This is a genomic window from Corynebacterium sp. L4757, from assembly GCF_043673995.1.
Classification (GTDB): domain Bacteria; phylum Actinomycetota; class Actinomycetes; order Mycobacteriales; family Mycobacteriaceae; genus Corynebacterium.
Genome location: NZ_JBIMEN010000003.1, coordinates 68,706 through 91,471 on the forward strand (window position 1 = coordinate 68,706; position 22,766 = coordinate 91,471).

A 22,766-nucleotide genomic window follows, 5' to 3' on the forward strand; every position below is an offset into this window, starting at 1 on the left:
TGGTGCTGATATTTTTAGAAGCGAAACTTCCACATAAAGATTTCATCAAAGGAGACACTCCATGGATTTGCATGCCGCAATGCAGCAGTTCTACAACGACAAGGGTGATATCACCCTAGCCCCACAGCTTTCATTGGCTGGTTTGGCAGAGTTGCTGTACCAAGGCGACTTGCACACCGGTGGTGGTGACCGCAAGGTTCTGCGTTTTTGGGATTATTCCAACTCCCGTGACGGTGAGCTGGTGGTCTACACCCGCCAGGAGGTCAATACTCGCGTTAAGGCTGTAGCGACACGACTGCAGCAGGTGGGCAAGCTCAATGACCGCGTTGCTATTTTGGCCGGCAACTCCCCGGAGTACCTCTTCGGATTTATCGGCGCACTCTACGCGGGCATGGTTCCGGTTCCTCTCTATGATCCGAATGAGCCAGGCCACGCAGATCACCTGCGTGCAGTCTTCGCGGATTGCAAGCCTAAGATTGTGCTGACCAACTCTGAGTCAGCATCGGCTGTGCGCACGCACTTCTCGGAGCTGCCATCCCGTGAGCGTCCACGCATTCTGTCCGTGGATTCCTTGCCGGATTCTTTGGCTGAATCCTATGTCACCCCGCAGTCCACTCTTGAAGGCCAGCAGTTGCTCGCGATGAGCACCGTGATGCCAATTGATCAGACCGCATTCTTGCAGTACACCTCTGGTTCCACCCGCACACCAGCTGGTGTGGAACTGACTAACCGCTCCATTTTGACCAACGTGCTGCAGATTTACTCCGCAGCGAAGCTGAAGATGCCGCTGCGTCTGGTGACCTGGCTGCCACTGCACCACGATATGGGCATCATCCTGTCCTTGTTTGTGGTCATCATGGGTCTGCCATTTGAAATGATGCGCCCACGTGATTTCATCCAGCAGCCAAAGCGTTGGATTGACCAGCTCAAGCGCAAGGACGTAGATGAGAAGCTGGCTGCAACCTACGCGGTTGTTCCTAACTTCGCTCTGGAACTGGCCACTCGCTACGGCAAGCCAGCTGAAGGTGAAGAACTGGACCTGTCGAATATTGACGGCATCATCATCGGCTCTGAGCCAGTGACCCAGTCTGCGGTGGAGAACTTCCACGAGGCATTCAAGGATCATGGCCTGGACCGCAAGGTCCTGCGTCCTTCCTATGGCCTGGCGGAAGCATCCCTACTGGTTTCTACCCCGCAAAATGATGAGCGCCCAGTCTTTAACCACTTTGACCGCGATGCGCTCGCTGCAGGTGAGGCGAAGCCTACTGAGCCTTCTGACAACTCCGTGCCATTCGCATCCAATGGCCAGGTAGTCACCGGCCAGTACCTGACCATCGTGGATCCAGAAACCCGCGCTGAGGTTGCAGATGCTGTGGTTGGTGAGCTGTGGACGCACGGCGACAACATGGCTGTGGGCTACCTGGGCCGTGAGGATGAAACCACCGCGACTTTCCGTAACACCCTGAGCGAGCGTCTGGCTGAAGGCAGCCGTGTTGAGGGCGCACCGGATGATGATAAGTGGATGGCCACCGGTGACTTGGGCACCATCATTGATGGTGAGCTCTACATCACCGGCCGTCTGAAGGACCTCATTGTGATTGCGGGCCGTAACCACTACCCACAGGATATTGAGGGCACCATTCAGGAAGCTTCCGATCACGTCCGTCCGGACTCGATCGCGGCATTCTCCATTGAAGGCGAGAACACCGAGCAGCTCATTGTTTTGGTGGAACGCGCCGATAGCGCTGATGCATCCGGTGATGCGGAAGCAACCGAAGTTATCCGCACCGCTGTCAGCAAGAACCACGGAATTGTGCCGGATGACATCAAGTGGATGGAACCACGTGAAATCAACCGCACGTCTTCTGGCAAGATTGCCCGCCGAGTAGCGAAGAAGAACTACCTGGCTTAAATCAGGTGCCCTAATGGAAATCTCCTGCGCCCGGTCCAGCTGAATTTAGAGCTAGGCCGGGCGTTGTGATTTTCAAAAACTACCCCCAATGATGTGTACTAGGGGTATGTAACGTTTCGCCGGGTGCGTCGCGATAAGACTATGTAACCGGTTTTCTGAGTGAATTAGTGAATTTGTAAATTAGTAAGGCATTATCCTTTATGACCGTTGAAGAACTCCAAGGCTGGATCCGCGCTTGGGTGGCTGATGTAACTGGCCTGCCAGAAGAAGAGATCGTAGATACCAAACCTCTGGAGAATTTTGGGCTCTCCTCACGTGATGCCGTGGTGCTCTCCGGAGAGTTAGAAAACCTCCTCGGTCAGCAGCTGGATGCGACCGTAGCTTATGAGTATCCGACGATTGCCCAATTAGCTGATCGTCTCATCAACGGGCCGAAAGAAACTCCTACGCATGCGCAGCACAAACGTAAGTCCGTGAAGACCACTTCAGGTACTGGTGCGCATGATATTGCGATCATTGGTGTCTCAGGACGCTTCCCAGGCGCTAAGAACGTGGAAGAGTTTTGGTCCATGTTGAGCGAGGGCCGCGCTGGTACTGGTGACCTGCCCATTGGCCGTTGGTCGGAATACAATAGCGACCAGGTCATGCGCACGAAGATGGACACTCAGAATCTTCAGGGCGGCTACTTTGAAGACATCTCTCATTTCGATCCTGAATTCTTCGGTCTCTCACCACTTGAAGCGACCAATATGGATCCGCAGCAGCGCATCATCCTGGAATTGGTCTGGGAAGCTCTCGAAGATGCGAACCTGCCTGCCAATGAATTGCGCGGCACCACAACCGGCGTATACATGGGCTCGACCAATAATGACTACGGCATGCTGATTGCCGCTGACCCAGCCGAAGCACACCCTTATGCGCTCACTGGTTCTTCTTCCTCGATCATCCCTAACCGCGTGTCCTATGCCCTGGACCTGCGCGGTCCTTCCGTCAACGTGGACACCGCATGTTCTTCTTCCCTGGTGGCTATCCACCAGGCTGTGCGTGGTCTCCGCGATGGCGACGCCGATGTTGCGCTCGCTGGCGGCGTGAACGTTCAGGCCTCCCCATTCATCACCACGTCATTCGGTGAGCTGGGCGTGATTTCCCCAACTGGCGGTATCCGCGCATTCTCCGATGACGCTGATGGTTTCGTCCGCGCTGACGCAGCCGGCGTGATTGTGCTGAAGCGTCTGGAAGATGCTGAAGCCGATGGCGACAATATCCTCGGCGTGATCAAGGGCTCCGCGGTGAACTCCGATGGTCACTCCAATGGTCTGACCGCACCTAACCCAGATGCACAGGTGGATGTTCTAGAGCGTGCCTATGAGGATGCTGACGTAGACCCACAGTCCGTGGACTACATTGAAGCGCACGGCACCGGCACCATCTTGGGTGACCCAATTGAAGCCACCGCTTTGGGCAAGGTTGTTGGCGTGGGCCGCGAGTTGGCTCAGCCGGCATTGCTCGGTTCCGCTAAGTCCAATATTGGCCACTCGGAATCCGCAGCGGGCATTGTCGGCATGATCAAGGTCATCGAAGGCATGCGCCACGGCATTATCCCGCCGTCCATTAACTTCACCGAACCAAACCGCTACATCGACTTCGATGCCGAGCACCTCGAAGTAGTCGAAGACCCACGTGAGTGGCCGGAATATTCCGGTGCCAAGGTCGCTGGCGTCTCTGGTTTCGGTTTCGGCGGTACCAACGCGCACGTCGTGGTCACCGAATACGTTCCGGCAGCCGATAAAGAATCCGCTGCCTTAACAGCCGCACCACAACTGTCCGTCGAGGCACGCGAGGTGCCTGCTGAAGAAGAAGGCGCGGAACCAACCACTGTTGAAGCCACCGTGGCATTGCCAGTTTCTGGTCTTTTGCCTTCGCGTCGTCGTACCGCTGCCGCTAACCTGGCTGACTTCATTGAGGAAAAGCAGCTGGATAATAACGGCATGCTGGAGCTCGCGCGTTCTTTGGCGGGACGTAATCACGGACGCAGCCGCGCTGTTGTCACCGCTAATACCGCGGCTGATGCGATTAAGCGTCTGCGTCAGGTCGCTGAAGGCAAGGTGTCTTTGGGCATTGCTGCTGCCGATGCCCCAGCCGCACGCGGCCCAGTCTTCGTCTACTCTGGTTTTGGTTCCCAGCACCGCAAGATGGCCAAGGATTTGATGGCCGTCTCCTCAGTCTTCGCTGATCGTCTGGCGGAGCTGAATGAGACCATCGACTTTGAAGCCGGCTGGTCTTTACTGGAGCTCATCGAAGATGATGCACAAACCTATAACACCGAAACCGCACAGGTAGCTATCACTGCAATTCAGATTGCTTTGACTGATCTTCTCGCATACTTCGGCGTGCGCCCAGCGGGTGTTATCGGTATGTCCATGGGTGAAATCGCAGCTGCCTATGCCGCCGGCGGCCTGGAAGCCAAGGATGCACTGCTCATTGCTAGCCACCGTGCGCGTTTGATGGGCGAGGGTGAAGCTTCCCTGACTCCAGAAAACCAGGGCGCGATGGCAGTGGTGGAAATGACTGCCGCTGAAATTGATGCCTTGGATAATGACGTAGAACCAGCGGTGTATGCGGGCCCAGGCATGACCACTGTGGGTGGTCCACGCCAGCAGGTTTTGGACCTGGTGGAAAAGCTGGAGGGCGAAGGCAAATTTGCCCGCGCACTCAACGTGAAGGGCGCGGGGCATACCTCCGCTGTGGAGCCTTTCTTGGGCGAGCTCGCTGCCGAAATCGCCGGCATCGAAGCGCACCCGATCCACACCACGGTATTTAGCTCCGTTGACCGTGCGACCGTCTACCAACCTGGTCAGACCGTCCACACGGATGAGTACTGGATCCGCATGACCCGTCAGGCCGTGTACTTCCAAGATGCCACTGAGCAGGCATTGGCTGCGGGCCATAACCAGTTGGTGGAAATCTCACCAAACCCGGTTGCGCTCATGGGCATGATGAACACGGCGTTTAGCGTGGGCAAGGCGGATGCACAGCTGCTGATTTCGCTCAAGCGCAAGGTCGATCCTTCAGAGTCCCTGCTGGATCTGCTGGCGAAGCTCTATGTCACCGGCACCCCGGTTAATTTCCGCAATGTTTTTGGCGCCGGCGATCATTCGGTCAAGGCTCCGCACACCGAATTCAAGAAGCAGCGCTTCTGGACTTCAGCGCGGCCTTCTTCAGGTGTCTCTGGTCTCCCAGGCACTCGCGTGAACTTGCCGGATGGCAAGATTGCGTTTGGTACTAATGCTGACCAAGCGCCATCCGCGCTAGCTATCCTCGAATCTGCTGCCGCGGCAGTGGATTCCCGCGCGCAGGTGGTTGCCAGCGAAGAGCACGCCGTGCTGCCTGCAGAAGGCGAAGTCACCACCGTTGTTGACCGCAACCTGGGTGGATTGTCCATTGCTGTTTACACCGTCGTCGGTGGATTGACGCAGATGGTCGCCGAAGGTTTCGCCTCTACTCTCAACTTGGGCGGCGCACCCACCCCAATCCAGGGCGTATCCGCTCTACAAGAGAATGAGGATCTGCCAGCAGACTTTGCGAACTCCGATATTGAGGCGGTGCGCTGGGACCCTGCGACGGAAACCGTGGAAGAGCGCCTGGCTACCATCGTGTCGGAATCCATGGGCTATGACGTTACGGACCTCCCACGTGAGCTGCCGCTGATTGACTTGGGCCTGGATTCGCTCATGGGCATGCGCATCAAGAACCGTGTGGAAAATGACTTCCAGATTCCGCAACTGCAGGTTCAGGCTTTGCGTGATGCATCGCTTGCCGATGTCATCGTCATGGTCGAAGAAGCCGTCGCCCAGGGCACTACCGAGACGTCAGGTACCCCAGACCTCTCGTCAGATGCCGGAGATGCTGGAGCGGAAGAAACCACGTCTGAAACTGGTGCTGGCTTAGAAGAAGCCGCTGAAGCAATGGGCGAGCTGGATCAAACGGATCTGGATGCGGCGACCTCGGATGTTCAGCCTGCGACTTCTAAGGCATCTGGCGTAGGTGTGGCACCACGTGATGCATCGGAACGCATGGTCTTTGCTACCTGGGCAACCTTTACTGGCGCTGCTGCTGGCGGTATCACGAGCGAGCTGCCAAAGATTACGCAAGAGCAGGCAGAAAAGATTGCTGAGCGCCTCACCGAGCGCGCTGCGGTGGAAATCACCGCCCAGCAGGTCCAGGATGCTGAAACCCTAGAGCCATTGTCCGATCGCGTGCGCGAGGGCCTGGAATCTGAGGTTGAAGGCAATATTCGTGTTCTGCGCGAAGCTGATGGCCCAGCGGTCTTCATGTTCCACCCAGCTGGTGGCACCACCGTGGTCTATCAGCCACTGATGCGTCGCCTGCCGGAGGATGTTGCCGTGTATGGCGTTGAGCGCCTGGAAGGCACCCTGGAAGAGCGCGCAGCAGCGTACCTAGAGGACATCGTCAAATATGCCCGTGACCGCAAGGTGATTCTCGGCGGCTGGTCCTTCGGTGGCGCTTTGGCCTTCGAGGTTGCCCTGCAACTGGAGAAGAAGCACCCAGAGACAGAGGTTGCCTACATTTCGTTGCTGGATACCACCCAGCCTTCGGATCCAGCACCGGATACCTTGGAAGAAACCAAGGCCCGCTGGGAGCGTTACGCGGCTTTCGCTAAGAATACCTATGGCCTGGACTTCCCGGTGCCGTATGAGCTGCTAGAAACCGCCGGCGAACCAGCAGTGATGGCGATGCTTGAGCAGGTACTTGCCACCACTGATGCCTCCGAGCACGGACTGGCAGCAGGTGTCTTGGAACATCAGCGCGCATCCTTTGTGGATAACCAGATTCTGTCGAGCATTGACTTCATCCGCTGGGTTGAAGTGAAGGCTCCAGTGCTGCTCTTCCGTTCTGAGCGCATGCATGATGGTGCGATTGAGCTGGAACCACGTTATGCACACATTGACCCAGATGGTGGCTGGGGCGCTATCGTAGAAGACCTAGAAATTGTGCAATTGCCTGGTGATCACCTCGCCGTTCCTGATGAACCTGTCATCGGAATCGTGGCTAAGCACATGAATAAGTGGATGGAGGAGAAGATTCGTGGCAACGGCAGCTAATCAGCCGACTACAACCGCGGAGAAGATTGCTGACCTCTACGCCCGCCTTGAGCAGGCGCAGGACCCAGGTAGTGAGCGTTCCCGCGCCCGCCGTGATGAGGCTGGCCACACCACTCCGCGTCAGCGCATTAACGCATTGCTTGATAATGGCTCCTTTGTCGAAGTTGGCGCCCTAGGTAAGACCCCGAATGACCCGGACGCTATCTATTCTGATGGTGTGGTGACCGGCTACGGCCGTATCGCTGGTCGTCCTGTCTGCATCTATGCCCACGATAAGACGGTCTACGGCGGTTCAGTCGGCGTGACGTTCGGCCAGAAGGTCGTCCAGGTCATGGACATGGCCATCAAGATTGGTTGCCCAGTCATCGGTATTCAGGATTCCGGCGGTGCTCGCATTCAGGATGCGGTGACGTCTCTGGCGATGTACTCGGAGATTTCACGCCGTCAGATGCCGCTATCGGGCCGCTCCCCGCAGATTTCCATCATGCTGGGTAAGTCCGCTGGTGGTGCTGTTTATGCACCTGTCACCACCGACTTCGTTGTGGCTGTTGATGGCCAGGCCGAAATGTATGTTACCGGCCCCAAGGTCATCCGTGAGGTCACCGGTGAGGATATTTCCTCCGCTGAGCTCGGCGGCGCACGCCAACAGGAACTTAACGGTAACGTTTCTGCGGTTGTGGACTCGGAGGAAGAAGCTTTTGACTTCGTCCGCGACCTGCTGGACCACCTGCCATCGACTTGCTTTGATGAAGCTCCAGAATTCGCCGCGCCGAGTGATGATGAGCTGCGCGAAGACATCGACTTGGATTCTTTCATGCCGGATGACACCAATGCCGGCTACGACATGATCGAGCTCCTGGAAAACCTCGGCGATGACGATGAACTCATTGAGATTCAACCGAATTTCGCGCCGAACATGATTACCGCTTTCGGTCGTATTGATGGCAAGGCTGTTGGCTTTGTGGCTAATAACCCGATGCACCTCGCGGGCTGTATTGATGCCGATGCCGCTGATAAAGGCGCGCGCTTTATCCAGATCTGCGATGCTTACAACATCCCGCTGATTTTCGTCGTGGATACCCCGGGCTACATGCCAGGTGTGGAACAGGAGAAGGCTGGTCTGATTCACCGCGGTGCGAAGTTTGCTTTCGCAGTAGTGCAGGCAACCGTACCTAAGGTTTCGCTCGTCGTCCGCAAGGCATTCGGTGGTGCTTATGCCGTGATGGGTTCGAAGAACCTCTCTGGTGACATTAACCTGGCATGGCCGACCGCGCAGATTGCCGTAATGGGTTCTGCCGCAGCAGTAGTCATGATTGCTGGCAAACAGCTCGATGCCGCTGAGACCCCTGAGCAGCGCGAGATGACTAAGAAGATGTTCATGGACTTCTACGATGAGAACATGACCTCGCCTTATGTCGCAGCAGAGCGCGGTTTCTTGGACGTCATGGTTCGTCCAAGTGAGTCCCGTTTAGCCCTGCGCCAAGCATTGCGTCAGCTTGAAACCAAGAATGTTTCTGACTTGCCGAAGAAGCACCCGATTGCGCCAATGTAAATTCGGTGTTAACTAAATACTTGTCTAGGCCGATATACTAAAGGTCAGATGCTCAACAAAATAGTTTAGGAGCCACGATTATGCTATCCAGCGCCGTAGATATTCTCGGAGAACTGATCAGCTACACGGTCATTTTGATCAACGGAATCGCTGCGCAGTTCATGTAAGAACCGCGCAATCATGCGGGCTCGGTGGGAATCCCCACGGGGCCCGCATTTCTAGTTCAGACAGGTGGGGCTTCGATGATTCTGCTACTCGATAATCACGACTCTTATACTTTCAATCTTTATCAGCTCATTGCCGAGGTAGCAGGCGAGGAACCGCTTGTCATCCGAGCCGAACACAGCGAAGTTGAAAACCTCCCGCAGCGGGTAAGGGCTGGCGAATTTAGCCATGTGGTGATTTCGCCTGGGCCGGGAACCCCTGAGAATCCGCGTGATTTTGACGCTGCGCGCCGCATCATCGAAGCCGCACATTATGTGCCAGTGCTGGGGATTTGCTTGGGGCACCAAGGGCTAGCATTAAGCAACGGTGCCGGGATAAAAAGAGCGCCAGCAACGAAACACGGATTCATAAGCACTGTCCACCACACCGGATCGGATCTATTTGCTGGTATTCCGCAAGATTTCAAGGTGGTGCGCTACCACTCACTGTGCGTGGACGATATTGATACAACACGCGTCCAGCCGCAGGCGTGGTCCGAAGATGGCGTAGTTATGGCATTGAAAGTGGTGGGACGGCCACATTGGGGCGTGCAATTCCACCCAGAATCTATTTTGACTGAGCATGGCCAAACCTTGGTGGGAAACTTCCTTGGCCGAGAAAGCCAGCATCAGGATACAGTGGCAAACCCACAGACCGTGCACGGGAAATGGCAGCTTGAACACCGCGAAATGTCGGCACCCATTGACTGCGAGGCCACCTTTGCACGGTTAAAAGAGCAAGCAACAGACGCATTCTGGCTGGATTCCGCAACCGCAGACGAAGATGGAGATACCGGGGCAGGCCGGTATTCAATTCTAGGTACCAACGCGGGGTCTCAGGCTGCATCTATCCGATATGACATAACTGCCGGCAGAGTGCAGGTGGCCAGCAATGGTGAGGTCTTGAGCGTTGAGACTGATATTTTGTCCTATCTGCGGGAGATGCTTGCTGAGTCTCTTGCTACTCAAGACTTACCCGAGATTCCCTTTCGGGGTGGTTATGTCGGATTTTTGGGATATGAATGCAAAGCTTTAACGGTTGGCCCAGGAATACACAGTGCGACTATTCCCGATGCCTATTGGGTATTTCCGCAAGCGTTTGTGGTCGTTGATCATCGGCAAGCGATTGCGCACTTGTGCGTTGTTTGTGACGCAGCCGAAGGCCCGACGGCAGAGACTGCGCAGCTGATGGAATGGCTTGAGGAATCCTTAGTAGAAGTTGCACATGCGGGTAAAGCGAATCTGGCTGTGCACGCAACATCCGCCCTTCAGGGGACATGGCGGCTGTCGGCTGATGAGTACGTGGAGCGAATTGGGGAAATCGATAAGGCGCTGCGTCGTGGAGACAGCTATGAAGTGTGCTTGACCGATACCTATGAAACTCAGGCCGAAGTTGATGGCTGGGAGCTGTACCGGCAGCTGCGGCGCAATAATCCCGCACCTTATGCCGCCTACCTGAAACTGGGGGCATTCGGTGATGAACTGGAGATATTGTCCTCATCGCCCGAAAGATTTCTCAAAGTCGAAGAAGACGGCACCGTGTCGAGCAAACCCATTAAAGGCACGATTGCGCGCTCAGAAGATCCTGATGAAGACCAACGGCGCAGCTACTTTTTACAAACAGATCCAAAGACACGAGCAGAGAATCTGATGATCGTGGATCTACTGCGCAATGACCTCGGCCGGGTATGTGAAGTCGGGTCTGTGGAAGTTCCTGTGCTCATGGGAGTGGAGTCCTTTCAGACCGTGCATCAGCTGGTTAGTACAGTCCAGGGAACACTGCGGGAAGATGCGGATCTCATCGATTTGCTTCATGCCACCTTCCCAGGCGGCTCGATGACGGGCGCGCCTAAAGAACGTACGCTGAGCATTATTGATTCTTTAGAAGCGGGACCACGGGGAGTATATTCGGGCACCATCGGATATTTGGGACTAGACGGTGCAGCAGACTTAAATATCGTGATCCGCACAATTGTTAAAGCTGGCGATGACATCAGCGTGGGCGCTGGCGGGGCAATTGTTCTCGATTCTGTCGCTGCGGAAGAAAACGCGGAGAAAGAACTCAAAGCGGCAGCCCTTCTGCGTTCAATCGCTCAAATCTGGAGCACACAATCCACAGGCATGGAGACAGTCTCATGACCTTATTGATATGGGAAGATGACGAGTTTCGTTCGCTGCCATTGGTAGGGGACCACAGTGTGCTTGTGATCGATTCCTGGCGTCATTGCTACGGTAAGTCTTTCGGCCTCGGGCAACATGCTGCCCGATTCAATGCGTCGATTTCCTCACTTGGCGCTGCTTTAACTGAACAGCAACAGCACGATATGTGGCAATGGATAGATAATCATTTATCCAACTCTGACAACCGCCGTCTTGAGCTGTTTCCGCGGATTTCTCTTATCGAACTTCCCGGTGGGAGCATGCGCATCGGCTTCGAAGTCCGTCCAGCTCCCACAGTTAGAACCGCGACAACTTTGGCCTATGCTTCGGGCGAAGATCGCCGCGTAGCTCCTTTGCTCAAAGGCCCCGACCTAGCGTTATTTGCTGAACTCAAGGCCGGTCTCGAAGACGATGTTGATGACCTCATCATCAGCGATGCTGACGGTGCTTGTCTGGAAGCAACCACGGGTGCGTTGGCCCTATGGAAAGATGATGTCCTCGTATTATCTGACCGGATAGATAAGCAACTGCCCAGCGTGACCCTGTATCAAGTCTTCCACCGTGCCCGGGAGATCGGAATACAGATAAAATTCGCGCCCATCTTCCCAGCAGACTTCAACGCCGGTGCCGTGTGGTTTCTTAATGCTCTCCACGGCATCAGCCCGGTGACGCAGATTCATGTGGAGGGCACAGTCATAAACCCACCACGTCATCCCCGCGAGAGCGAATGGATTAACTGGTGGTGGGCACAGTTTGGCGCTGCTTCAGACGACTACGCTCACCCCGATTTATCCGCGTTTCTCTAAAGCAACGCCGACGTGGAGTTGATGAAGAATGATACCTATTAGCTCACAGCTGAGGAAGAGCCCGTATTTTCCAACTAGGCTGCGGCTTTTCGGCGGTTGATGAACTGCGTGGCGGCGCGGAAGCCAAAGAGCAGTACCGCGGACATGATGGTGGCAACCATGAGGAAGCTCCAGTGTGGTAGCGAGGAATTGACGATTGCCCAGAAGATCATGCCGAAGACAATCGCAGAGGCCCACACCACGAGCCCTTGAACCCAGATGTTCTGGGATTTAAAGAGCCACACCAAAATGGCCCAGCCGACGAGCGCGCCTAGTGCCCATGGCCAGAAGGCATCAAAGATGCCACCTAGGGTGACCGGCGGGTGCGCGAAGCGTGCCAGAATAGCGAAAATCGCAATCGCTACGATGTCGAGGATTACTTGCTTAGTCACATTCGTCATGAGTTTTCTTTCTTAGAATTTGGCAGTTGCAATGAAGAGACTTTGAGTCCCTTGCGTGCGTAATGCCAGAAGTAAACGACCCAGCCGATGGCGGTCATCAACGCGAACGATATCAAACGGTAAATCACAGCGGCACTTGTTGCATCCACAGCGGTCATACCGGTAGCAACCAGAGTTGCAATAATCGCGGCCTCCACTGTTCCCAGTCCCGCCGGGGTTACTTGCGCGGAACCGGCCAGCTTGGCAGTGATATAGGCGAGCGTAACGCCAGCGAGAGTGGTTTGATTCTCTGAGGCATCAATCCAGGGGATGAAGCCGCCAACGGCCCATACACAAGCCCACAGGGAGAGGAGATCGAAGAGGCGATGGCCCAGTGAAAGTGCTGAGACCGAAAGGAACTGGTAGCGCGATAAATGCACCTCGTTGAGATTGCGTACCTGCTCCACCAGGGCGGTGAGAACCTTTCCCTTGATGATCTTTTGACGATTCAGCCAGCGCTCAACCTTCTTGGGATTATTTGTCACCCAGAAGAGCCCAGCCAGCAAGAGGACCATAAGCACGAGGGAAGTAATGAGCGCACTCAATGGAATTGATGCGCGCATGAGCATCACGCCAAACAGCCCCATCAACACGAGCCAGATGGTGGATATGGCTGAAGAAACAACCAGGAACCAAGCGCATAGTGCGACAGTGGCGCCCCAGGCCCGCTGCACATGGAATGTCAGTAGCGCGGAGAAAGCCGGGCCTGCCGGCAGCGTGGTGGACCAGGCATTGGAGGCCAAAGAAATCGCTGTGGCTTCCTTCATATCCACCGGGACATCGCCGGCGCTAATCAACTGTTGCATCACGCCACTCATCGACACGATTGCCGCAAGCGAGGCGATTGCGACGAGGACGACCGCCAGCGGGTTCGCGTCGCGCAGCTGGCTGAAACCTTCTTGCAGAGAGTCTAGCTCATCGCGAAATACCCACAGCAAAACAATGAGTACCGCGAGCGATGCGCCCCACCGCAGCCAGCGCAGGCCTGTTTGCATAGTCATCTAGGAGTCATCATCCGATGAACGGTTCTTGCGTTCTTGTGCCAATCGCTTCATAAGCTCATCAAAAGGAACCAAAGACTCATCTTCGTCGATCGTGCGACCTGAACGTCCCGGTCCGGACTCATCCTCATCATCAAAGCCTTCACCATCGTTGTAGTCCGCCCACGTGGCTGCTTCCTCGTAGGACTCCCAGAACTCTTGGTCAGCGGCATCCTGCGCGGTGTCAGGGCCATTCTCAACGGTCTCAGCCGGTGCAGGCGTCTCCACGTTAGCTTCATCCGCATCAGCGCTATCAGCTCCAGCATCAACCGACAGAGCTTCTTCGGCTCCTACAGTCTTTTCCTTCGATGCAGGCTCGGATGCACCTTCAGACACGCCGTTTGCGGCACCAGCAGCGCCTGCCGTAGCGCCTGCACCAGCAACAGCGCCAGCCATGGCTGGTTCCTTTGCGAGCTCAGGTTCGCTGCCGTGGCCGAGTTTTTCATAAGCCTTGTGGATGAACTTCGGTGCCCACCAGTTATCTTCTCGCAGTAGGTGCATGACAGCTGGTACCAGCAGCATGCGGACGATGGTTGCATCAATGAATAGCGCGAAGATCATGCCGAAGGCGATGTACTTCATCATCACAATGTCAGAGAAACCGAATGCACCGGCAACCACAATCATGATGAGCGCTGCGGCGGTGATGATGCCGCCGGTGTGCGCTGTGCCGTAATTAATGGCCTCATCTGTTGATGCGCCTTGCTTGCGGGCCTCAACCATGCGCGAGACAAGGAAGACCTCATAGTCCGTAGACAGGCCGTAGATGATGGCGACAATCAGCACCAGGATTGGGGACATCAGTGGGCCAGGGGAGAAGTTCAGCAGACCGGAACCGACACCGGAGACGAACATTGCTGTCAGGATGCCCAACGTCGCACCGAGGGTCAGAAGGGTCATCAAGATTGCCTTGATTGGCAGCACCACGGATCCAAAGACCAGCGCCATCAGAATGAAGGTGGCTACCAGAATGTAGATGGCCATCCATGGCAACTTACCGAAGAGAGCGTCGAGCGACTCCACCTCCATTGCTGGAGTGCCGCCAACATAGAGGTTCACGCCCTCAGGCGCATCGAGGTCTTCGAGCTGGTGCACGATATCGGCATAGTCATCGCGGTCTTCGATACCAGCGGAGAGCACCGTTGTTCCATCGACCGTTGCAGACGAAGGTGCCATCGGTGAGGTCAGGCCGTCGAGCTCACGCACCTGCATGATGACATCGACCAGCTGCTCATTGGAAGCATTCTCCACCACGAGTTTGACTGGCTCGGTACGGAAGCTAGGGAATTCTTCATTGAACTTATCCTGCGCCACGCGGGTTTCTTGCGTCGGCGGTAGATAGGTTTCATTAATGCCGCCGAAGGAGACATTCACGAGTGGGATGGTCAGCGCGATGAGAAGGCCACAAATAGCGACTGTCATCAGCTTTGCGCGCTTCATAGCCCACTTCGGCATCTTGTACCACCAGGTGTCTTCAAGGCGCCGTGCGGTGCGCTTGGTGCGACGAATAGACCATTTATCAATGTTGTGGCCGAGCATGCCAAAGAGCGCAGGCAGCAGCGTGACAGACAGCAGCGCAGCGAGTGCGACCGCCGAGATAGAACCGTAGGCCACGGACTTAAGGAAAGCCTGCGGGAAGATAAAGAGTCCGGACAGTGCCACGGCCACCATGGCAGCGGAGAACACCACGGTTTGACCTGCGGTCGCGGTTGTAACAGCCACCGCGTCTTTGACTTCACGGCCTTTATCCAGCTCCTCACGGAAGCGGGAGACCATAAAGAGGCCATAGTCAATAGCCAAACCCAAGCCCAGTAGCGTGACTACTGCTTGTGCGAATACGTTGACCTGCAGGAAGCTTGCCAGGATGGCCAAAATGCCGATGGAGCCCAGGATGGATAGGCCACCTACGACCAGCGGCATGAAGGCCGCAACGACAGAGCCGAAGACAACGAGCAGGAGCAAGCCGACGAGCGGCAAGGCTGCGCGTTCAGCACGTGAAATGTCATCGGCCATGCCCGAATCCAGTGCATCCGCGACAGCCGTTGCACCAGCGATCTGAACATCGAGCTCAGTATCAGTCAGCGCATCCTGGATGGTGCGGAAGTCTTTCAGCGTTTGCTCATCATCGCCCGCCAGGCCAATCGCGATGAAGGCGACATTGCCTTCCTCATTGAGCATGTTCGGGTTCTGGGTATCAAAGTAGCTAGTGACCTGCGCGATTTGATCAGGGAACTGCTCCTGTAGGTCCTGTGTATATGCGCGGCCCTCCTCAAGATTTTCTTGAGGGTTATTGACCATGACAATGACATCGCCGGAGTTATCGCGGCCAAAGACTTCATGCTCGATCTGCGCTGCGCTGGTGGATTCCGCATTCGGATCCTCCCAGCCTTCTTGGCTCATGCGGTCACCAAGTTTGGTGCCGAAGGCCAGGAAGAGGAAAAGAATTAAGCCAACGAGCACAAAGGGAATGATCTTGCGGTAGGCGTAGGAAAACCGGCCCCATTTCAAAAACACGAGTTAATTCTCCTAGTGCTCTAATAACGCGGACAAAGAACGGAAAGGCTGCAGCCAAGCGCCTTCTGGCGGAAGTGCATCCAAGCTGACGCGGGGGAGTGGGTCCCTAAAGACCCCAGGGATATCCTCCAGGTCCACAAACTCTAGAGAGCTGGAACCAATTGCCCAGGATACGTGCTCATGGAAACCCAGCACCGTGACCGGAATTCCTTCGCCGGCGAGTTCCTCGAGGAGGGGCTGGAAATTCTGCCCATCAGCAGAGGCCACCACTAAGCCCGCTAAGTCATCACGGTTGTTGAGGATGTATTCGACCATGTCTGGGTCGACATCAGAATCCTCATCCACTTTGGGCTTGGCAAAGACGGAGAAACCAACGTTGCGGATGGCCTCCACCCACGGGCGAATGACATCGGCGCCGCCAGGGGTGACGTTGGTAAACACCGAAGCATGAGCTTCCGCGCCAAGATCCATGGCGTTGAGTACAACCCAACGGCCGATGGCATCAAAGCGCGGGCGATATGCGGCGGTGGGTCGACCGCCCAAGATGGCGCCCAAACCCATATCCATGTTGGGCGCGTCCCATATGAGTGCGTACTTGCTGCTCATTATTTCTTTTCCCACAGGTACTCGGTGATGATGTGGTCTTTATCCAGACCTTTGCCCTCGAACTTGGTGATGACCTGTCGGTCGACCAACTGTGGGCACTCGTCCCACGGGAATCCCTTGTAATCCAAGGTTGGCTCAACCTCAACGAGTTCATTGATCCATTCGGCGTAGTCCGCGTGGTCAGTGGCCACGTGTAGGACGCCGCCTTTCTTCAAACGTGATGCGAAGAGATTCAGTGTGCCCGATTGGATGATGCGGCGCTTATTGTGGCGTGCCTTTGGCCAAGGGTCGGGGAAGAACACCCGGATGCCATCCAAGGATTCAGGTTCAAACATGCGAACCATGACCTCAACGCCATCGCCGCGCACCATGCGAATATTGCTCAGATCATTGCGAATTGCCTGGCCCATGAGCTTCGCCAGACCCGGCTTGTAGAGTTCGACCGCGATGATATTGGTATCGGCCTCCAAAGGTGCCATTGCTGCGGTAGAGGTTCCGGTACCAGAACCGATTTCCACGATGGTCTTGTGGCCTTCCCGGCCAAACCAGGCGTCAACATCAATGAGGGAATCGGAAAGCTCTTTGCCCAACCGTGGCCAATGTTCATTGAACATGGCGTCCTGATTATCAGTCAGGGTGCCACGGCGGAACGTGACGTTGCCCAAGCGTGGGTAGTCCAGGTCATTATTGAATACGGAATTGAAATCAGTTTGTGGCGGTCGGCCAGAATTATTATTCATAAGATTTTTCTTTTAAGTATTAGAGAAACAATGAGAGCAATCGGTGTGACAAAAGTTTATTACTGTTATCCCTACTATTGTCCATGCACAGTGCTATATAGGCAAAGATTGACGCGGGAAAGTGCACAAGAACACGGGTAGAGAAACCAGCGGATATAACCAGTTTTGGCCCGGGGGTGACGTTAGGGAAATGGTTTCGCGCTAAAGATTTCTAAGTCCTCCCCCGTTAAGGGGTGCTAAAACCAAACGCTATATGTGGTTTACGCCCCTTTCGCGCTGCAAATCTTGTGGTAGGTTCGGTGGATATAACCACCGGGGTGTAAAACCAATCAAATTTCTTCTCTTTGACAGTTAGGCTGGTGGCTGAGACTAACTCAGAGAAGATCCTTCCCAATTTATCGCAGGAGATTTAGTAGATGACCGCCGTGATTCAAGGCCTAGTTGGTGAAGCACCAACAAAGAATGAAGAGCTCATTAACTGGATTAATGAAAACGTGGAGCTTTTTCAGCCAGAGAATGTGGTCTTTATCGACGGCTCTCAGGAAGAGGCAGACCGCCTCGCTTCTGAGCTGGTGGAAAAGGGCACCCTGATCAAGCTCAACGAAGAGAAGCGTCCTAATTCTTACTTGGCGCGTTCTAACCCTTCGGATGTTGCGCGTGTAGAGTCCCGCACCTTCATCTGCGCAGAGAACCAAGAAGATGCTGGCCCTACCAATAACTGGGTTCCGCCAGAGGCAATGAAGGAAGAAATGATGGAGGAGTTTTCCGGCTCCATGCGTGGTCGCACCATGTACGTCGTTCCTTTCTGCATGGGCCCAATCAATGACCCGGACCCAAAGCTGGGCGTTCAGCTGACTGACTCCGCATACGTAGTTTTGTCCATGCGTGTCATGACCCGCATGGGTCAGGAAGCACTGGACAAGATTGGTGAGCACGGCAACTTCGTGCACGCGCTGCACTCTGTTGGTGCACCACTGGAGCCAGGCCAGGAAGATGTTGCATGGCCTTGCAATGACACCAAGTACATCACGCATTTCCCTGATACCAAGGAAATCTGGTCCTACGGTTCTGGCTACGGCGGAAACGCCATCTTGGCTAAGAAGTGCTACGCGCTGCGTATTGCTTCCGTTATGGCGAAGGAAGAGGGCTGGATGGCTGAGCACATGCTCATCCTGAAGCTGATCTCCCCAGAGGGTAAGGCGTACCACATCGCTGGTGCTTTCCCATCTGCATGTGGCAAGACCAACCTGGCCATGATTACCCCAACCCTGGAAGGCTGGAGCGCAGAGGTTGTCGGCGATGACATCGCATGGCTGCACCTGCGCGAAGATGGCCTTTACGCTGTTAACCCAGAAAATGGCTTCTTCGGTGTTGCACCAGGCACCAACTACGCATCCAACCCAATTGCGATGCAGACCATGGAGCCAGGCAACACCATCTTCACCAACGTTGCGTTGACCGATGACGGCGACGTCTGGTGGGAGGGCATGGACGGCGATGCTCCAGAGCACCTCATCGACTGGCTCGGCGAGGACTGGACTCCACACTCCGCGACCCCTGCGGCGCACCCAAACTCCCGCTACTGCGTCCCAATCTCCCAGTGCCCAACTGCGGCACCAGAGTTTGATGACTGGAAGGGCGTCAAGCTGGACGCGATCTTGTTCGGCGGCCGCCGCGCAAGCACCGTCCCACTGGCAACCGAGTCCTTCGACTGGGAGCACGGCACCATGATTGGTTCCCTGCTGGCTTCTGGCCAGACCGCAGCATCTGCTGAGGCTAACGTCGGTTCTCTGCGTCATGACCCAATGGCAATGCTGCCATTCATCGGCTACAACGCTGGTGACTACCTGCAGCACTGGATTGACATGGGCAACAAGGGCGGCGAGAAGATGCCAAAGATCTTCCTCGTTAACTGGTTCCGTCGTGGTGACGATGGCCGCTTCCTGTGGCCTGGCTTCGGTGAGAACTCGCGTGTTCTCAAGTGGGTTATTGACCGCGTTGAGGGCAAGGTTGGCGCTGAGGAGACCGTTATCGGTAATACCGCACGCGCTGAGGACCTGGACCTGACCGGCCTGGACACTCCACTGGACGACATCAAGGATGCACTTGCTGTGGATCCAGCAGAGTGGGGAGCAGACCTGGAGGACAACCTCGAGTACCTGCGCTTCCTCGGCCCACGCGTGCCACAAGAAGTACACAACCAGCTTGATGCTCTCCAGGACCGCATCGAAGCTATCCAGTAATTCTTCGCTTTAAGAGCCCATCAGCGGAACCTAGCTGGTGGGCTTTTTCAGCACCAGCACCAGGTTCGATGTGAAAAACTCCCGCAGCATGGGTACTTTCACAATCCACCAGGCCCAGGATGGGTGATAGCGCGGAAAGGCCTGTACCAGGGCTCTCTCGCGGGCATAAGCTAGCCCCTCTTTCGCGGAGACATTAAACAGTGACTTTCCAAAAACATTCTTTGGCGGATGCCCATGTTTCTTTTCGTATCTGCGGCGAGCGAAATCTCCGCCAATGTAGTGTTGCCACAGCCCGGTTTCATGCCCACCAAAAGGACCCAACCACACGGTATAGCTGACCACGGCAATGCCGCCGGGTTTAGAGACACGCAGCATTTCATCGGCCATCGCCCAGGGGCGATCGATGTGTTCGGCAACGTTCGATGAATAGACCACGTCAAAGGTGTCATCGGCAAATGGCAGAGCGGTGCCATCACCACGCACAGCATTGGCCACGGCGATACCGGCAGCGGACATTTCACCTACATCGGGCTCGACGCCGAAGTACTGCGCGCCGCGGTTGTTGAAAGCATCAGCGAAATATCCTGGCCCGCCGCCGACATCTAAAACCCTGCTGCCAGAAAGAGTTAAGCTGCAGTCACGGCACAGGGAATCGATGAGCACTGCTGTGTCTTTTGCTAGCCCGCCATAGAAGATATCTGGTCGGGACTGCTCAAAACGAAAAGAGCGGAGTAGCTGCCAGGCACGCGAAAAGGTTGCCATTGCCCGAGTGTGTTTTAAGGACTTCGCCCCTTTAACGCTAGGCTTAGTACCCACCATGAAGATCCTCCTATTGTGCTGGCGCGACTCCACTCACCCCCAAGGCGGCGGTTCAGAACGCTACCTCGAGCGCGTCGGGGAGTATCTGGTTTCCCGCGGCCACGAGGTGGTTTTTCGCACCTCACGGCATATGAATGCCGCACGCTCAGAGGTACGCAATGGTATTCGCTACTCCCGCGGTGGTGCGAAATATAGCGTATATCCTAAAGCGCTTGCGGCGATTGTGGCTGGCCGTTTCGGGCTGGGCCCTTTACGTGGATTCGACGCGGTGGTTGATACCCAAAATGGCATCCCATTTTTTGCACGTGTGGTCGCAGGCAAGCCCACGGTACTGCTCACGCACCATTGTCACCGTGAAGTGTGGCCGGTGGCCGGACGCATTATTGGCCCTTTGGGCTGGTTTCTGGAATCCAAGGTCGCGCCGCGGGTGTACCGCAATTCACCGACCGTGACGGTCTCAGAAGCATCCCGCGCTGACTTGGCGGAGCTGGGTGTGCATGGTGCGCAGATTATAGAGAATGGTGTGGATCCTATTCCGGAGCCGGTGCCGATCATCGCGCGCGAATCACCCATCCACCTGGTCACGCTGTCGCGCCTGGTGCCTTATAAGCAGATTGAGCATGCCATTGACACGGTTGCGTTGCTTGCCGATACCACCCTGGATGTCATCGGTACTGGCTGGTGGGAGTCCGAGCTGCATGCCTATGCGCAAAGCCGCGGCGTGGGGGAGAAGGTCATTTTCCACGGCCAGGTCACAGAAGACTATAAGCATGCCCTGTTAGCGCGTGCTGATATTCACTTGATGCCCTCGCGCAAAGAAGGATGGGGTCTGGCTGTTATGGAAGCAGCGCAACATGGAGTGCCCACCATCGGCTATTCTTTCGGGCTCCGCGATAGCGTCATCAACGGCCACACTGGCATCTTGGTTGATGATGAAAAGGCATTCTATGAAGCAACACATGAGCTCATTGAGGATGTGCCCAAGCGTGCGCGTTTAGGTGAGGCGGCGCGTGAATTCGCGCTTAACTATTCATGGGATTCAACCGGCGCCCGTTTTGAACAATTGCTAATGCAGCTAACGCAGCAATAATCGGCCCCAGCATCCACGCACTGGTCAAAATCCACGGGGGACTATAGGCCGGGGCGTTGGTTTCGGCGATGATTTCTTCATCTTCCACGATCACTCCAACACCGAGTTCCTCCAAGACTTTGAGGTCCTTGTCCTCCCACGCAGTCATCGCGGCCACCCAGCGCCTACTTGGCAGGTCAATGACCTCACCATCAACGGTCAACGATCCGGATTCCACCTTGTTTAGAGTCTTGGAATAAGGGTCAATGACGGGGCTGTCTTCGATATCCACGAGGGTATCGCGGTCAATAAATAAAACATCACGCCCTGCTGCATCCGCGACAAGCTTTTCATCCACTAGCTCGCCTGTATGGCCCTTGAGAACTGCGAGGGAGGAGGACGCATCCGGGGTTTGGAGAATCACGCAGCCCAGCGCAATCGCTGCGGGCACCGTCCGGTCAATATTGCCCAGGCCAGCGACATAAAACGGGATGGCAAGCATGAGGAGTTTTTGGCTATCGCGCATGAGCCCCGCGCCGGGGAGGTAGTCCAATGCCCATGCCATCCCGGAAGGCCACAGCCATGCAGCTGTAGTCAGACCGATGCCGATGAGCGCGAGCACCGCCAGCCTCTTGGGTACAAACCGTGCGCCGAGTAATACGCAGGCAATGATGCCAAAGCCGAAGAGCGCGAATCCTAAGTGCCGCGATTCAGGCACGGCGTCGGCATTCCAGATGCCACCCAAGCCGAGTATCGCTCCGAAGGTTCCCACTGCTTCTTCGGCGCGTGGGGCAAAAGCCTCGGCTGCGGCTTGAGCATTCATCTCTTGCGCGCCGGTAAACGTGGCGATGATGCCTGGGATAGCCCACGGCAACATATAAAACACGCCCAGCCCCAGCGTGATGAGTCGGTGTGTGCGAAAACAGACCAACGCCACGATCAAGCCGATGATCGCACCGGTAGGCGTCAGCGAGGTGAGAAAAAGCAGCAGCCACACTATCAGTGCCTGCCCCGCCAGCCCAGTCGCGGCAATGAGCGGCAAAAGCCATGCGGCAATCACCAAAGACCAATGTCCCTGCAGAAGCCTTTCAATGATGAATGGATTACATACTGCCAACCCAATCGCGGCCAGCGCGGGCAAAAGCTCGCGGTTCGATAGCCGCCACGCACCATAGGCAGCGCTCGCAGCTGAAAGCACCATCATCGCTTTGACCACGATGGTCGCCGGCAGCACCATTCCGATGATGGCGAGGAACCCGTCCTGTGGCGCATTGCGCGCAAACAGATCACCGCCGCCGAAATTGGCCGAGGTCAACCCAGGCGAATCGAGCACCAACATGTCCCGCCAAGCCAACTGGCCGGGGAAAAGAAAAGGCCACACTATGCCCAAAACAACTGCCGCCGAAAATACAACGCAGATGATCTTGGCGCGCATCGCGTTGGAGAGCCCCGCGTGAGTGTTCCTCGCATCGACGGTCCCCGCGTCAGTGTGCATCGCGT

Annotated in this window: 14 protein-coding genes; 7 read left to right on the forward strand and 7 right to left on the reverse strand. The window is 55.8% G+C overall.

Going from position 1 to position 22,766, the window contains the following annotated elements:
* The first annotated feature begins 61 nt into the window (after window positions 1-61).
* From ACG98I_RS05105 to ACG98I_RS05125, 5 genes are all read left to right on the forward strand, one after another.
* Window positions 62-1,912 carry a FadD32-like long-chain-fatty-acid--AMP ligase gene (locus ACG98I_RS05105; RefSeq protein ID WP_394719179.1) on the forward strand — a complete coding sequence of 617 codons (1,851 nt, stop codon included), beginning with the start codon at window positions 62-64 and terminating at the stop codon, window positions 1,910-1,912.
* A 200-nt stretch (window positions 1,913-2,112) separates the two neighbouring features.
* Window positions 2,113-7,035, forward strand: coding sequence for a polyketide synthase Pks13 (gene pks13 / locus ACG98I_RS05110; protein ID WP_394719178.1), 4,923 nt, complete (start codon window positions 2,113-2,115; stop codon window positions 7,033-7,035).
* Complete coding sequence (locus tag ACG98I_RS05115; protein ID WP_394719177.1) at window positions 7,019-8,587, forward strand: acyl-CoA carboxylase subunit beta; 1,569 nt, start codon at window positions 7,019-7,021, stop codon at window positions 8,585-8,587. The genes pks13 and ACG98I_RS05115 overlap by 17 nt, the downstream gene beginning before the upstream one ends.
* Window positions 8,588-8,829: 242 nt before the next feature.
* Window positions 8,830-10,929 carry an aminodeoxychorismate synthase component I gene (gene pabB / locus ACG98I_RS05120; protein WP_394719175.1) on the forward strand — a complete coding sequence of 700 codons (2,100 nt, stop codon included), beginning with the start codon at window positions 8,830-8,832 and terminating at the stop codon, window positions 10,927-10,929.
* Window positions 10,926-11,756, forward strand: coding sequence for an aminotransferase class IV (locus tag ACG98I_RS05125; protein ID WP_394719173.1), 831 nt, complete (start codon window positions 10,926-10,928; stop codon window positions 11,754-11,756). Before pabB ends, ACG98I_RS05125 begins: the two co-directional genes overlap by 4 nt.
* Before the next feature lie 74 nt (window positions 11,757-11,830).
* Here the strand turns inward: ACG98I_RS05125 and ACG98I_RS05130 are convergent, their stop codons facing one another.
* Genes ACG98I_RS05130 through trmB form a run of 5 tightly spaced genes read right to left on the reverse strand, consistent with a single transcriptional unit; the run spans window position 11,831 to window position 17,135 of the window.
* The gene (locus tag ACG98I_RS05130) at window positions 11,831-12,196 is read right to left on the reverse strand and encodes a DUF3054 domain-containing protein (RefSeq protein WP_394719172.1); all 366 of its coding nucleotides are present in this window, start codon (window positions 12,194-12,196) and stop codon (window positions 11,831-11,833) included.
* Entirely contained in the window at window positions 12,193-13,236 is a 1,044-nt protein-coding gene (locus ACG98I_RS05135) for a YbhN family protein (protein WP_394719171.1), read from the reverse strand. Before ACG98I_RS05135 ends, ACG98I_RS05130 begins: the two co-directional genes overlap by 4 nt.
* On the reverse strand, window positions 13,237-15,789 hold the full coding sequence (locus ACG98I_RS05140; RefSeq protein WP_394719169.1) for an MMPL family transporter: 2,553 nt from the start codon (window positions 15,787-15,789) through the stop codon (window positions 13,237-13,239).
* 12 nt (window positions 15,790-15,801) lie between these two features.
* Window positions 15,802-16,395: an NYN domain-containing protein gene (locus ACG98I_RS05145; RefSeq protein WP_394719168.1), complete on the reverse strand. Its 594-nt coding sequence runs from the start codon at window positions 16,393-16,395 to the stop codon at window positions 15,802-15,804.
* Window positions 16,395-17,135, reverse strand: coding sequence for a tRNA (guanosine(46)-N7)-methyltransferase TrmB (gene trmB / locus ACG98I_RS05150; RefSeq protein ID WP_394719166.1), 741 nt, complete (start codon window positions 17,133-17,135; stop codon window positions 16,395-16,397). The genes ACG98I_RS05145 and trmB overlap by 1 nt, the downstream gene beginning before the upstream one ends.
* A 416-nt stretch (window positions 17,136-17,551) precedes the next feature.
* On the opposite strand from trmB, the gene ACG98I_RS05155 reads away from it, so the two are divergent.
* Window positions 17,552-19,378, forward strand: a complete 1,827-nt coding sequence (locus ACG98I_RS05155) for a phosphoenolpyruvate carboxykinase (GTP) (RefSeq protein WP_394719164.1) — start codon at window positions 17,552-17,554, stop codon at window positions 19,376-19,378.
* 30 nt (window positions 19,379-19,408) lie between these two features.
* Here ACG98I_RS05155 and ACG98I_RS05160 read toward each other — a convergent pair whose 3' ends face one another.
* Window positions 19,409-20,140, reverse strand: a complete 732-nt coding sequence (locus ACG98I_RS05160; protein WP_394719162.1) for a class I SAM-dependent methyltransferase — start codon at window positions 20,138-20,140, stop codon at window positions 19,409-19,411.
* Window positions 20,141-20,195: 55 nt separating this feature from the next.
* Between ACG98I_RS05160 and ACG98I_RS05165 the strand changes: the two genes are divergently transcribed.
* Complete coding sequence (locus ACG98I_RS05165; RefSeq protein ID WP_394719160.1) at window positions 20,196-21,287, forward strand: glycosyltransferase family 4 protein; 1,092 nt, start codon at window positions 20,196-20,198, stop codon at window positions 21,285-21,287.
* On the opposite strand, the gene ACG98I_RS05170 is transcribed toward ACG98I_RS05165, so the two are convergent.
* Complete coding sequence (locus ACG98I_RS05170) at window positions 21,220-22,761, reverse strand: hypothetical protein (RefSeq protein WP_394719159.1); 1,542 nt, start codon at window positions 22,759-22,761, stop codon at window positions 21,220-21,222. The genes ACG98I_RS05165 and ACG98I_RS05170 overlap by 68 nt on opposite strands.
* Between the last annotated feature and the right edge of the window lie 5 nt (window positions 22,762-22,766).